Below are 13,074 nucleotides of genomic sequence, written 5' to 3'. Positions count from 1 at the left end.
CTCAGGCCGCCTTCCCGGCGAATGCCACCGGTCCCCGCGGCTCCCGGAGGCGGGAGAGCGCGAGCACGATCAACACGATCGCGCTGGTCGCCGTCAGGGCGGAGGTGCCGGCCACGAGGAGGATCAGCACACCGGTGAGGCCGATCAGGACGGCCTGCGCCGCGCGCGAGGCGGAGGTGGTCGGGGCCTGCGGCAGCGGGAGTCGCTCGATGCCGCCGAGCAGCCGGGCCACGCCTGCGGTCAGGACGATGGCCAGCGCGATCCACACCGGCCGCGTCAGCCACCACCCCGCGCTCGAGGGCTCCGGCAGCGACAGCTCAGCGGTGGCGGCGACGAACGCGGTGACGGCGGCCATCGCCAGCAGCACCGTGAGGTTCCACAGGTAGATGGTCATGGCCCGCTCCGTGACGAACGCGGTCAGCGCCGCGACCCGGGGCCGCCTGCTCAGGGCGGTGACGTGGCCGCGCAGGAGCGAGAGCACAGCGATCTGGGCGGCGCCGACGAGCAGCAGGACGGTGGTGGGCGGGTTCATGTTGGCGATGAGATCCGGGGAGAAGATCCCCGCAGCGATCGTGCCGGCTGCCAGGGCGACGGCGACGAGCCCGCCGAGGGCTCGGGTCCGCGGCCGCAGGGCGTCGATGCGCCCGTCGGCGAGGAAGAATCCGGCCTGCTGCAGGGCGAGCCAGACGAAGGCGAGGTTGGCGTAACCGATGGCCTCGATGCCGGTGGTCAGCCGCAGGGCGTCGATCAGCACGGCACCGGTGACCAGGCCGGCGAGGGTGGCGAGCGGAGCGCGCTGATGTGCGGTCAGGAGGGCCGGGAGCACCGCTTGAACGGCGAGGAACACCCCCAGGAACCACAGGGGCTGTCCGTAGCGGATGCCGGTCAGCGCCACGAGATCGCCCGGAACCCCGGCGCTGGTCAGCGCCGCCAGCGCGAATCCGGCGACGGCGATCGTCACCACCGCCGGGACCAGCAACCGGTGGACCCTGCCCACCACGAAGCCGGTCGCGGTTCCGCCTCGCTCGCGCATCCGCCGGTACCCGTGCATCCCGGCGAAGCCGCCGATCACGAAGAAGATCGGCATCACCTGGAGAAGCCACGTCAGCGGCGGGTACCAGGCGGCGCCCACCGTGGCGTACTCCAGGACCGGCCCGGCCGGTGCCAGCGTGACGCCCACCTGGAGCGAGTGCAGCACGACGATGACGAGCACGCAGATGGCCCGCACGAGGTCGATGCCGGCGTCGCGTCCCGAGGCTCGCCCTGCCGGGCGGTGCGGGGCGGTGCGGGACGGGGCGGTGCGGGACGGGGCGGTGCGGGACTGCGGCGCCGGGGCGATGACCATGGGATCTCCTCCTGGGGTGACGCCAGGAGGCTATGGACGCGGCCTCGTCCAGGACATCGCTCGCGAGTGCCCTGGTGACCCCCTACCGGGGAGTGATCTCAGGAGGTGGGCTCGACCAGGCGGCTGTCGTAGGCGAAGATCACGGCCTGAACGCGGTCGCGGGCACCGATCTTGGTGAGGATCCTGCCCACGTGCGTCTTGACCGTGTGCTCGGAGAGGAACAGGTCGGCGGCGATCTCCCCGTTCGAGCGCCCCTGCCCCATCAGCAGCAGCACGTCCCGCTCGCGCTCGGTGAGCTTCGCCAGCAGCCCCGCGGCGCGAGGCGGCTGCGGCTTCTGGGCGGCGAACTGGGCGATCATCTTCCGGGTGATGCCCGGCGAGAGCAGCGCGTCGCCGGCGGCGACGACGCGCACCGCGTGGACGAGTTCCTCGGGCGGGGCGTCCTTGAGCAGGAACCCGCTGGCCCCGGCCTGCAGGGCGTCGTAGACGTAGTCGTCGATGTCGAAGGTGGTCAGCATGAGGATCCGCGGCACCTTCGCCGCCGGGAACCCCGGTCCCAGGATCTGCCGGGTCGCGTCGATGCCGTTCAGCTCCGGCATCCGCACGTCCATGACGATCACGTCCGGGCTCAGCCGGGCGGCGAGCGCGAGAGCTTCCTTGCCGGTGGTGGCCTGGCCCGCGACCCGGATCCCGTCGTGGGCGTCCAGGAGCGCGGCGAACCCTGCCCGGACCATCGCGGCGTCGTCGACGATCAGGACGTCGATGCTCATTCCGGCCTCCCGTCCCGATCATCGAACGGCAGCACCGCGGAGACCGTCCATCCTCCCGACGGGTCGGGTCCCACGACGAGGCTGCCTCCCAGCAGCGAGACCCGCTCCTGCATGCCGCGCAGTCCGTGGCCGCTGCCCGAGGCGGCAGCGACGGTGCCGTCGAAGCTCGCGATGGAGGGCGACCGGCGAGCGCCGGGCTGGGTGGCGTCGCCCTCGGCCACCTCGTCATTGTGCACCCGGAGCGCGACGGCAGAACCCTCGGTGCCGACGCTCAGGTCGATCGGAGCGCCGGGCGCGTGGCGCACGGCGTTGCTGAGGGCTTCCTGGGTGATGCGGAAGGCGGCGATGTGCAGGCTGGGCGGCAATCCGTCGGGCGGCGGCGAGAAGGAGAACTCGACCTCGCCGCCGGTGCGGCGGATGCCCTCGACCAGGGCCGGGATGTCGGCGATCGATTGCTGCGGTGCCAGTTCGGTGGCGTCATCCTCGGTGCGCAGCACACCGAGCAGGCGCCGCATCTCGGTCAGGGAGTTGCGGGCCGTCTGGGAGATCTCCTCGAACTCCGCGGTGGCCTCCGGCGCGAGATCCGGAATCCGGTAGCGGGCGGTGGAGGCCTGGACCTGGATCAGCGAGGTGCTGTGGGCGACCACGTCGTGCAGCTCCCGGGCGATCCGGGTGCGCTCCTCGACCAGGATGCGCCGTGCCTGCTCCGATGCCGTGAGCTCCCGTTCCCGGTTCAGCTCCTCGCCCACGCGGATCCTGCCGGCCAGCAGCACCGCCACCAGCAGCGCGGCGCCGGTGATCGAGGCCGTCACGATGAGGTTCGGGCCGGCCGTGCTCGCGGGGACGGCGGGCACGATCATCGGCAGGGCGAGGGAGGCGGCCATGGGCGCGGCCCAGGACACCAGACCGATGCGCCACCCGTGGACGGTGGTGATCACCAGGACGAACACCGTGAAAGTGATCATCGCCGGCACCGACCAGGGCCACGGCCAGGACAGGTCCCGGCTCGCCGAAGTCACGAGGGGCAGCACCAGGGCGGCCACGCCGAAGACGACGGCTGCCGCTCGGGGTCTGCTGAGTGCGATCAGCGGTGCGCTGCACAGGGCGGCCCCGAGCGGGATGGCCACCGGCACGGGCGTGCCGTAGTAGGTCGCGTGGATCGGCACGAGCACCGAGAACAGCGTCACGGTGAGGACCATGAGCGCGGCCAGCGGCACCATGCGCATCCGTCGCGCCCGTCTGGTCGAGCGCGGGAGATCGCCGGGGGAATCGGTGTGGTCCACACTCCGACGCTAGCCCGCAGCGCATCCCGGCACATCACTCTCACGTACCACGCACAGGCCCTACCTGGGAGGGTGGCTGCCGGCGCCGATGTGCCCGTCTCGGCGGGTCAGAGCGCCGCAGGGCAGGGCACGACGGGTCCGAGGGCCACTGGGGCGTCGGGACCACGGGGCGATGCCGGCTCACGGCCAGCGCCAGTCGCGGCCACGCGGTCCGGGACTGCATGGCCGGCCGGGAGCAGGGCAGGTGTCGCCTGCGCTCGGGCCGTCGCGCGTCCTCGGGCCGTCCTGACCCGGTCGACGACGAGGCCGATCACGCCGGCCACCACGACTCCGATGACCGCGCTGAGCAGCGGCTGGTCACCGAGCCACTGCCCGGCGACCACGCCGATGATCGTGCTGTACAGCGACCACATCAACCCGGCGGCGACGCTGAGCGCCGCGAACCGGGGCCACGGGTAGCGCAGGACGCCTGCGCTGATGTTCACGGCGACCCGGCCGACGGGGATGAAGCGGGCGGAGAGGATGAACGGTGCCCCACGCTGCTCGAGGGACTGCTGGGCGCGGGCCAGGGCCGAGGAGAACCGCCGTCCCTGCATCCAGCGCGGCATCCTGTTCCCCAGCGTGCGGCCGAGCAGGTAGGCAATGTTGTCCCCGATGATCGCGCCCGCCGCGGCGAGCAGGCCCAGCAGCACGATGGTGACCGGCTCCCCGGTCGCGGCGGCGGTCGCGACGGCCGCCACCAGCACGGTTTCGCTGGGAATCGGCGGGAAGAACCCGTCGATCACGGAGGCGATGAACATGACCAGGAGCAGCCATGGCGATTCGGCCGCCTGCAGGATGAAGTCGTTGATCTGTTCCACACCTCGACGCTAGATCCGCGGACTCGCCCGCACATCGCTCGGCGGACCGATTGCCATCGCTCCACGGGGTGACGCGCGAGAGCGCGTGAGCTCGAGCCCGCTGCGGCTTCCCGTCGCGGCGTCATGAGATGATCACGTCCATGACGATCGCTCCCCGCGCCGAGGCCGCCCTGTGAGAGCACTCGGCTTTGTCCTGGTGGTCGTGGCCGCCGTTCTGCTGGTATCGAGCATGGCGTCGATCTACGCCACGACGATGACGGTTCGTCGCAGCACGCTCTCCCCCTGGGCGGTGGTGCTCGGCGCTTCTGCGGTCACGGTCGGCGCCATAGGCGGTGTTCTCCTGCTGCTCTGAGCGAGTCGCCGCTGCACCGTGGAATGGCGGCCCATCGCCGCCCGTCCCGTCGGCCCGGCCTCGCGGGCGCACGCACATGCAGAAGGCACCAGGCCGATACATTGACGCGTATGAGCACCGCCGCCCAGAACACCGCCCCCGCCGATCACCGGGCCGACGCATCGCCCGCCCCGGCGACACCGATGGCCGTGCACGCCTGGTCGCTGCACCGCACGCTCGGCGGATTCATCGCCGAACACGCCAACCCGCCCGGCTCCTCCGCCATGACGCCGACGGCCGCTGCGCCCGGCGCCGTGGACATGCTGGATCTGCCGCGCGAGCTCGCCGCCCACGGAGTCGGCACCGTGCAGCTGTGCCATTTCCACCTGCCCCGTCGTGACCGCTCCTACCTCGAGGAGCTGCGCGCAGCGCTCGCCGATGCCGACGTGACGCTGGATGCCCTGCTGGTCGACTCCGGTGACCCCATCCACCCCACCGACGCCGACGCCCACGAGGCCTGGATCGCCGGCTGGCTCGAGGACGCCGCCGTCCTCGGCGCGAAGCGCGGCCGCGTGTGCGCGGGAGAGTCCTCCCCCACGCCCGAGCTCATCGCCGCCAGCGGCGAGCGCCTGGCCCGGCTGGCCGCCGGCTCCCCGGTGCGAGTGGTCACTGAGAACTGGAAGGACCTGCTGGCCTCGGCCGACGACGTCCACGCGCTGCTGGATGCGGCAGGAGGGTCCATCGGCCTGCTGGTGGATCTGGACAACTGGAAGATGCCCGATCGCGAAGCGCAGCTGGCGAGCATCGGCGGCCTCGCCGAGACCTCCCACGCCAAGTGCCCCACCACGACTGACGGCACCCTGGATACTGAGGACTACCGCCGCGTGCTGCAGGCGGTGCTGGGCGCCGGCTATGACGGACCGCTGTGCCTGGTCTACGCCGGCGCGGACGACGACGAGTGGGCGGGCCTGGCCGCGTGCCAGCAGGTGGTCGACGCCGTGCGCGCGACGCGCTGACGCCGACCGCCGAGCTGGACGCCGCTGGCTGCATGACAGCGCCCCCGATACGACCTTCCCGAGACCGATCAGGGGCGCGTGCCTGCATTCACTGGCGGTCGAGGTACTTCCTGGCGCTCTGCTGTGCCTGGTCGATCTTCGCGCTGTGACGCGGCGACGCGCGCCGCGCGGTGTCGGCGACCGTGTCCGTGGCACGTGTGGCTGCTTGGCGGCCCTTCTCGCTGCGCAGGGCGGTTCGTGCGGAGTGGAGGAGTCGACTCAGCTTCATCCCCCGATGGCACCACCGGGCGCTGTATGCGGCCTGGCAACACCGTCGGCATCCCCTGCATCATGACGTCCCTGGTCTCTTTCCTGTCTGCTCGGCAGCCAGATGGTTTCCTGCGGTGAGCGCGAAGGTGCCGCGCGTGGTGGACCGTGGCAGGACTGGACCACTGAGGTCGCAACCGTCCGCACGGCCGGACAAGACTGTTAGGCCGCCTCCGTCGTCTTGCGGGGCTCAGGCGCCGTGGCGCGCATGCCCCACGCAGCCACTAGCAGCGCGGCGAGGATGAGGGCGGCGGGGGTGGCGTAGCTCAGGCCGACGGTGACGGCGAGCTGACCGAGGAGACCGGCGCGCTCGGCGGGGTCGAGAGCGACCATCGCGGCGAGTCCGCCGTGCCCGCCGGCATCCAGGCCTTCGATGCGGAGATCGACGAGCAGAGTGATGGTGGAGGCGACCAGCGCAGTGCCCAACGCGTTGCCGAGCTGGGAGAACAACATCAGCACGGTGGTGGCCTGCGGCAGCTCGGCGCCCTCGAGCCTGCTGGTCGCAGCGACCGTGGTGGGCATCAAGGTGGCACCGGACCCGATGCCCACGAAGATGCTCAGCGCGCCGATGACCAGATACGACGCATCGAGGCTGAGTGCGAGCCCGAGGCTGAGGGCTCCTATGAGGGCCGTGGCGGTCCCGGTGACGATGACCCGGCGGGGATCGATCCGGTCGATGAGACGTGTGGCGACCTGCAGAGTGAGCCCCACGGCCAGGCCGGTGGGCACAGCCAGGATGCCGGCGACCGAGACCGGATCTCCGCGCACGCCTCGGACGAACGCGGGGATGATGGCTGCAGCTCCGAAGTAGCCGCCGGCGAAGCACGAGCCGATCACCGCGCCGGCCGCGATCTCGCGACGGGCCAGCAGTCGCACATGCAGAAGCGGATGAGCAATGCGCACACTACGGCGCGCGAACCAGGCCAGCAGCACGACGCCGGCCAGGACCGTCACGCCGGTGCCCAGCGTGAGGCGACCGGATTCGCCGATCAAGGTGCAGGCGAGCACGAGTCCGACGCAGCCGCTGATCACCAGCACCAGCCCGGGGCAGTCCACGTGCCCGTGGTCATCGCTGCGCTGGGAGGCGGGCAGATGTCGACGGCACAGAAGGAGGGCGAGGAGGCCCAGGGGCAGGTTGATCCAGAACAGCCACCGCCAGGAGGCGAGATCGATGAGCATTCCGGTCAGCGGCGCACCGACGGCGGGGCCGATGAGGACCGGCAGTCCCACCAGGCTCATGATCCGGCCGCGGTGGCCCGTGGGGACCGAGCGCAGCGCGATCGCGATGCCCAACGGATTCAGGACCCCGCCGCCCACGCCCTGGAGTACCCGGAGAACGATCAGGGTCTCCATAGTCGGGGCGAGTCCCGCGGCGACCGAGGCGAGCGTGAACACGCTCAGACCGGTGAGTTAGATGCGGCGATCGCCGAACCGTCCGGCGAGCCACCCGGTCAGAGGGATCACCGCGATCAGCCCGAGGATGTATCCGGTCGTCGTCCACGCACCCGTGGGCAGGGTGGTGTCGAGGTCGGTGACGATCGCCGGCAGGGCGACGATGGTCACGGTGGTGTCGACGACGATCAGCAGGCTGGCGAAGGCCAGGACGAGTCCGATACTGCGTGCGCGCGCGTCCATGCGACGACCCTCGCCGTCAGCCGGGGAAGGGCCGGTCAGTGCGTGCGTCGCGGAGGACGCCGGCCCACCAGAGCAGCTCGGCCAGCGCTGCCGAGAGGGCGCGCGTCGTGCCGTCGTCGGGTGTGTAGCGCTCGGCGTCGTCCAGTGCCTCCCAGGGCGTGGACAGTCCGAGGCCTCGGCGAGTGGTCACCATATTGAGCTCGGCGAACATTCCGCGCAGGTGCTCGGTGGCCGCGTGCCCGCCGCGGACGCCATAGGCGATGATCGTGGCCGGCTTGAGCATCCACTGGCTGAAGTGCCAGTCGACGAACCGCTTCAACGACCCGGGGTAGGAATGGTTGTACTCCGGCGTGACGACGACGAAGGCCTCGGCGGCCTCGACCCGGTCGGCCACCTCCGTCGTCGGCCCGCCGCCGGGATAGAGCTGGCTGTCGTCCGGCAGCGTGATCTCGGCCAGGTCGATCAGATCGACCTGAACTCCACTGGTGCGGTCCAACGCGGCGACGACCCAGTCGGCGATGCTCGGGCTCATCCTTCCCGCACGCAGGCTGGATGAGATCACTGCGACCCGCTTCGGGCCGGGCACGGAGCTGGTGGGGTGATCACTGGACGGTTCTGAATGTGCTGTCTGCGCTGTCATGCCCCTCACGCTGAGGCTTAAACATATGTTGAAGTCAAGGCGGGCAGTGCCTACGATGGCGATATGACGCTCACCACACCAGACCGCGCCGCATCGCCGGCCGGCTCCGCCGGCCAGGTGCTCACCGTCAGTGACGTCGCCGCCGAGAGCGGAGTGGCCCCCTCAGCAGTGCGGTTCTACGAGAAGCACGGCGTGATCACCGCGGTGCGCACGTCGGGCAATCAGCGGCGGTTCGACGACTCCGCAGCCTGCCGCATCCAGGTCGCCAAGCTCGCCCAGCGCGTCGGTCTGACCGTCCGCGAGATCGCCGAGCTCTTCGCCGGCCTGCCCGCGGGTCCCGAACCCGAGGACTGGGGCCGCCTCGCCGACCAGCTCGTCGCGCAGGCGGAGCAGCGCGTCGCCGACCTCAAGGCGCAGCTCGACGCACTGGGCTCGGACACCAAGCTCTGCGAGGTCGGCGCGAACCTCGAGAGCTGACGGCGCGCCGCGCTGGAGTCGGGCCCCAGCATGTGAGCTGGTTCGTGTTCATGCTCCCCGGGAGACCCGATACCGCGTTATTCATGGGCTGGAGAGGAGCCGGAGGATGTGCGCCTCCAGTTCTGCGCTCTTCGGCGAGGCACCGAACGTCGAGCGCAGCGTGACACCTTCGAGCAGGGAGATGAGCCCCGCCGCCGCAGCGCCCGGATCCCGGTGACCCAATGTCCGGCATAGGCCCACCGCGGCATGCTGCGAGAAGAAGGCTCGGGCGAGCACGTCGCGAAGATCCTCATCGATCTCCGGCATCAGAGCCAGTCTCGCCCGAAGGTCATCCTGGCGGTGCGCGCACAGCGCCTGCACGTAGGCGGTGATGGTTGCGGCCGCGTGCTCCGGTCGCGGGGCGTGTGGCATATCGGCGGTCAGGACTTCAAAGCGTTCCCGTGACCGGTTGATCAGCTCATCCGCCGCAGCCCTCACGAGGGTGCGGCGAGTGCGGAAATAGTAGGAGCTCGATCCCGCAGGGATGCCCAGGTACGTGTCCACAGCGCTGTGCGTCAGAGCGCGTGCACCACCGGCCGCCAGGATCTCGATCACTGCGGCGGCGATCTGCGCCCGGCGACCGTCGACTGCCATCACCTCCCTGGAACCCCTCTCGAGCCGACCAACACTCTATGGGTATAGAGTATCGTCGCCGAACTCTAGAGATATAGAGGCTCCACGATGATCCGTCGCCGCACACCCCGATGGCCACGCGTGAGCGAATCAGTGTTGGCCGAGCGCCTGAGCGACGGCGGGCGATCCCTCGACCCTGCGCAACGGGCCGTGCTTTCCACACTGGTTTCACCCCGCGCCGGCGGCGTGTACCTCTGGGGCGAAGTGGGGCGGGGCAAGACCTGGATGGCGCAGACCTTCTACCAGCTCGCTCCCGGCGCGAAGCGCGCGGCACACGTTCACCAATTCCTGGCCGATCTCCACCGCGCCCTCACGCAGAAGCCTCGCTCCATTGAGTCCACGCTCCAGCACTTCCTCGACGGAGCCGAATTTCTCTACCTCGACGAGTTCCACCTGCACGATGTCGCTGATGCGCACCTGATGCGTCGCGTCCTCGCAGCGGCACGGCGTGCACGGATCGCCCTGCTCTTGACGTCGAACTACCCGCCGGAGGAGCTCCTGCCGAACCCGCTGCACCACCACCACGCCTTGCCGCTGATCGAGCAGATCATCGCGACGACAGCTGTGGCGCACATCGGCATCGGGAGGGACTACCGCGTCGGCGTGCGCGCACACGCAGGCTTCGCCAGCGGAGAATGGGAGATAGCTGGCCCCCGTGAGGACATGCCGCGAACTGAGATCACTCTCGGCGGGGCATCGCCTCGAGGTCCGGGCGCGCGGACACTCCGGGCCTCCGGCGCAGACGACGGGGTTCTCACCGTGACCTTCGCGAGGCTGTGCCAGGAGCCGCTTTCGGCTGCTGACTACACACGGCTTGCACAGCAGTTCGTCGCAGTGCGACTGATCGACGTGCCTCCGCCCGGGCTCATGAACGAGGAGTCGATGCAGCGTTTCGCATTCCTCATCGACGTGCTCGCCGACGCCGACATCCGGCTCGACGCCGTATCGACTGGCGGCCTCGGCGAGTGGCGCACAGCGGCGAATCTCCCCCGCGATGCCGAGCGGCTGCTCAGCAGGCTTTCGCTTCTGCGGGAACGTCCGGCGGGTGAGCATGGGAGACATTACGGAGTTCGGGGCCGTGGAGAGGACAGCGTGGCCAGCCCTCGGAGCGGATGACGTGGGCCCGGAGGGGATCGAACCCTCGACCCGCGGATTAAAAGTCCGATGCTCTACCAACTGAGCTACAGGCCCGTGCCCGCGTGGCGGGCCAACCCATCTTAACGGCGCGCGCAGGACGAAGCGGACGCCAGGTGACCGGTCGTACCCGTCACCTGGCGTCCGCCGTTCGCCGTTCCCGTCGTCGCCGGGCCCGCCGGTCAGACTCCGGCGTTGCGCCTGTTGTCCTGGTAGTCGCTGACGTCCACGCCTTCCCAGACCTCGATGTTCTTGATCTCGGGCAGGTCCGAGGCGAGGAAGATCGGGTCGTGGCCCTGTGCCAGCTGCTCGTTGTAGTGACGCAGCAGCTTCATGGCGGTCGGGGCGAGCAGGGCGATCACGATGAGGTTGATGATCGCGATGAAGACCATGCTGACCCCGGCGATGGACCAGGCCAGGTCCACCGAGATCACCGAACCGATGAACACGAGGGCGACCACGGCGAGGCCGAAGGCGATGTGCCAGCCGCGCTTGCTAGTGATGAAGTGCATGTTCGCCTCGCCGTAGGAGAAGTTCCCCAGCACAGAGGTGAAGGCGAGCAGGAACATGATCGCCGCCAGCAGGATCGCGGCCCACCCGCCGAGGTTGGCGGTCATCGACTCCTGCACCATCACCAGTCCCTCACCGCCGGCGGAGACGTCGGGGAAGGCCACCAGCACGATGAACGCGGTGATCGAGCAGATCAGGATCGTGTCGAAGTAGACCCCGAGGGTCTGGACCAGGCCCTGCTTGACCGGGTGGCTCACCGAGGCGGTGGCGGCCACGTTCGGCACCGAGCCCATGCCCGCCTCGTTCGAGAGCATCCCGCGCTGGACGCCGTTGACGATCGCGGCACCGATGCCGCCACCGATCGCGGCCTGCGGGCTGAACGCCTCCGTGACGATCTGGCCGACCACACGCGGCAGCTCACCGAGGTTCAGGCCGACGATGAGGATGCCGATGACCAGGTAGATCAGCGCCATCAGCGGCACCATGTTCTGGGCCACCCGGGCCACCCGGCGCATCCCGCCGAAGACGATCACGCCGGTGAGGACGGCCAGCACCACACCGAGCACGACAGGCATCCACGGCATACCTGCAGGATCCGCGTAGATCGCAACCGCACCGCTGAACGCGTCGACGATGGTGTTGGCCTGCAGCGAGGTGAAGGCGAAGGCGAAGCAGAAGATGAACAGGACCGCGAAGAACAGCCCGAAGCCGCGGCTGCCCAGCCCCCGCTGGATGTAGAAGGCCGGCCCGCCCTTGTAGGTGTCCTCGGCACGGGACTTCCACAGCTGGGCGAGGGTGGATTCGATGAAGCTGGCAGCGCTGGTGAGCAGGCACATCACCCACATCCACAGCACGGCGCCCGGCCCGCCCAGGAAGATCGCCCCGGCCACGCCGGAGATGTTGCCGGTGCCCACGCGCGCCGCCGCGGAGACGCTGAAGGCCTGGAACGCGCTGAGGGACTTGGTCCTCACGATGCGGTTGCGGCCCGCTCCGCGCTGCTCACGCTGCGCCTTCTGCGTGATCGCGCCGAACATCGCCGGGATCATCCGGAACTGCACTCCCCGGGAGCGGATCGTGAAGTACAGGGCGAGAACGACGACCACGGGCATCCCTGCCCAGGTCCACAGCCAGCCCTCGGCGTTTCCCAGCCATTCATTGAGTGATTCCAGAGGAGTCATGCCATGACGGTACCCAGTGCCCCTCCAGGTCCGTCGCGATTCGACGCGGGGAGGCCCCCGTGACGCACTCATGTCTGCGCGCGCGGGAGTCCGCGATCCGGCCACCCGTGACGCACAACACAGAGAGTTCTCGCCCTCGGCCGCCATCGTGCCGACCGCGACCCCGTTCGCGCAGGTCGGCACGTATAGGAGGGCCTTGTCCGACAATCCGACGAGCAGGACGTCGGCGGTCACGTTTTCGTTACGACACTCCGAGCGGAGGCCTCTTCGCGAGGGCCCGGGGTCCACATCCGTCGGCGTTCTCGATAGCGTTGGGGATCGTTATGGGCCCGTTGACGACGATCGAAAACCACTCCGACTCGAACCGACGCACGACCCGATCCAGCTCCCCCGCCGCCGACCTCACGATCACTGCGCCTGCTCAGAGCCATGGCGCCGACATCTGGCGTGTTGCCCGGGACAGCGGATCTCTCGACCTCAACACCTCCTACGCCTACCTGCTGCTCGCCCGTGACTTCGCGGCGACCTCCCGGGTGGCTCTGCACGAGGGAGAGGTCGTCGGCTTCGTTCTCGGATACCTCCGCCCGGACGCTCCCGAGCGGCTGTTCATCTGGCAGATCGCCGTCGACGAGTCGATGCGAGGCCAGCGCGTGGCAGCCCGGCTGCTGGAGGCGCTGCTGGAGGATCTCCCGTCGGCGACCGCACTGGAGACCACCATCACCGAGGACAACAGCGCCTCCCAGCGCCTGTTCGCCTCCCTCGCCGAGCGCCATGGCGCCAGCCACACGATCGAGCCGCTGTTCGAGGAGAGCCACTTCCCCGACGAGGGCCACGGCGCCGAACTGCTCCACGTGATCGGAGACCTGCGCCCCGGCGCATGAATGCGCTGCGCTTCCCACACCCCACCCGTCGAGACG

At 69.8% G+C, this 13,074-nt stretch carries 15 protein-coding genes and 1 tRNA gene; 5 read left to right on the top strand and 11 right to left on the bottom strand.

From position 1 onward, the window contains the following. Position 1: 1 nt before the first annotated feature. The 4 genes from ACFQS2_RS05945 to ACFQS2_RS05930 form a co-directional block, all read right to left on the bottom strand. On the bottom strand, positions 2–1,345 hold the full coding sequence (locus ACFQS2_RS05945; protein ID WP_377793028.1) for an acyltransferase: 1,344 nt from the start codon (positions 1,343–1,345) through the stop codon (positions 2–4). Positions 1,346–1,443: 98 nt separating this feature from the next. After that, the gene (locus ACFQS2_RS05940; RefSeq protein WP_377793027.1) at positions 1,444–2,115 is read right to left on the bottom strand and encodes a response regulator; all 672 of its coding nucleotides are present in this window, start codon (positions 2,113–2,115) and stop codon (positions 1,444–1,446) included. After that, positions 2,112–3,398, bottom strand: coding sequence for a sensor histidine kinase (locus ACFQS2_RS05935; RefSeq protein WP_377793026.1), 1,287 nt, complete (start codon positions 3,396–3,398; stop codon positions 2,112–2,114). Before ACFQS2_RS05935 ends, ACFQS2_RS05940 begins: the two co-directional genes overlap by 4 nt. A 107-nt stretch (positions 3,399–3,505) precedes the next feature. Beyond that, entirely contained in the window at positions 3,506–4,258 is a 753-nt protein-coding gene (locus tag ACFQS2_RS05930) for a DedA family protein (RefSeq protein ID WP_377793025.1), read from the bottom strand. A 172-nt stretch (positions 4,259–4,430) separates the two neighbouring features. Here ACFQS2_RS05930 and ACFQS2_RS05925 point away from each other — a divergent pair, with 172 nt between their 5' ends. Together ACFQS2_RS05925 and ACFQS2_RS05920 are read left to right on the top strand one after the other, a co-directional pair. Next, complete coding sequence (locus ACFQS2_RS05925; RefSeq protein WP_377793024.1) at positions 4,431–4,610, top strand: hypothetical protein; 180 nt, start codon at positions 4,431–4,433, stop codon at positions 4,608–4,610. A 110-nt stretch (positions 4,611–4,720) separates the two neighbouring features. Then, on the top strand, positions 4,721–5,605 hold the full coding sequence (locus tag ACFQS2_RS05920) for a sugar phosphate isomerase/epimerase family protein (RefSeq protein ID WP_377793023.1): 885 nt from the start codon (positions 4,721–4,723) through the stop codon (positions 5,603–5,605). A gap of 88 nt (positions 5,606–5,693) precedes the next feature. On the opposite strand, the gene ACFQS2_RS05915 is transcribed toward ACFQS2_RS05920, so the two are convergent. From ACFQS2_RS05915 to ACFQS2_RS05900, 4 genes are all read right to left on the bottom strand, one after another. Continuing rightward, a complete protein-coding gene (locus ACFQS2_RS05915; RefSeq protein ID WP_377793022.1) occupies positions 5,694–5,873 on the bottom strand; it encodes a hypothetical protein in 180 nt (59 codons plus the stop codon). A gap of 200 nt (positions 5,874–6,073) precedes the next feature. Continuing rightward, complete coding sequence (locus ACFQS2_RS05910) at positions 6,074–7,306, bottom strand: MFS transporter (protein ID WP_377793021.1); 1,233 nt, start codon at positions 7,304–7,306, stop codon at positions 6,074–6,076. Positions 7,307–7,321: 15 nt separating this feature from the next. Continuing rightward, positions 7,322–7,546, bottom strand: coding sequence for an MFS transporter (locus tag ACFQS2_RS05905; RefSeq protein WP_377793020.1), 225 nt, complete (start codon positions 7,544–7,546; stop codon positions 7,322–7,324). Between the two features lie 16 nt (positions 7,547–7,562). Beyond that, a complete protein-coding gene (locus tag ACFQS2_RS05900; protein WP_377793019.1) occupies positions 7,563–8,186 on the bottom strand; it encodes an NADPH-dependent FMN reductase in 624 nt (207 codons plus the stop codon). Between the two features lie 63 nt (positions 8,187–8,249). Here ACFQS2_RS05900 and ACFQS2_RS05895 point away from each other — a divergent pair, with 63 nt between their 5' ends. Continuing rightward, positions 8,250–8,663, top strand: a complete 414-nt coding sequence (locus tag ACFQS2_RS05895) for a MerR family transcriptional regulator (RefSeq protein ID WP_377793018.1) — start codon at positions 8,250–8,252, stop codon at positions 8,661–8,663. A gap of 81 nt (positions 8,664–8,744) precedes the next feature. On the opposite strand, the gene ACFQS2_RS05890 is transcribed toward ACFQS2_RS05895, so the two are convergent. Continuing rightward, complete coding sequence (locus tag ACFQS2_RS05890; RefSeq protein ID WP_377793017.1) at positions 8,745–9,296, bottom strand: TetR/AcrR family transcriptional regulator; 552 nt, start codon at positions 9,294–9,296, stop codon at positions 8,745–8,747. Positions 9,297–9,416: 120 nt separating this feature from the next. Here ACFQS2_RS05890 and zapE point away from each other — a divergent pair, with 120 nt between their 5' ends. Next, entirely contained in the window at positions 9,417–10,451 is a 1,035-nt protein-coding gene (gene zapE, locus ACFQS2_RS05885) for a cell division protein ZapE (RefSeq protein ID WP_377793016.1), read from the top strand. Positions 10,452–10,453: 2 nt separating this feature from the next. Here the strand turns inward: zapE and ACFQS2_RS05880 are convergent. Together ACFQS2_RS05880 and ACFQS2_RS05875 are read right to left on the bottom strand one after the other, a co-directional pair. Then, positions 10,454–10,526 (bottom strand) — tRNA-Lys (locus tag ACFQS2_RS05880). Between the two features lie 125 nt (positions 10,527–10,651). Next, a complete protein-coding gene (locus ACFQS2_RS05875) occupies positions 10,652–12,157 on the bottom strand; it encodes an alanine/glycine:cation symporter family protein (protein ID WP_377793014.1) in 1,506 nt (501 codons plus the stop codon). Between the two features lie 332 nt (positions 12,158–12,489). Between ACFQS2_RS05875 and ectA the strand changes: the two genes are divergently transcribed. Beyond that, the gene (gene ectA / locus ACFQS2_RS05870) at positions 12,490–13,038 is read left to right on the top strand and encodes a diaminobutyrate acetyltransferase (RefSeq protein ID WP_377793012.1); all 549 of its coding nucleotides are present in this window, start codon (positions 12,490–12,492) and stop codon (positions 13,036–13,038) included. Positions 13,039–13,074 lie beyond the last annotated feature (36 nt).

This window comes from Brachybacterium sp. GCM10030267, from assembly GCF_042666875.1.
Lineage (GTDB): Bacteria > Actinomycetota > Actinomycetes > Actinomycetales > Dermabacteraceae > Brachybacterium.
Note: the sequence above shows the minus strand (reverse complement) of the source record. Positions and strands in the feature narration are given on the sequence as shown.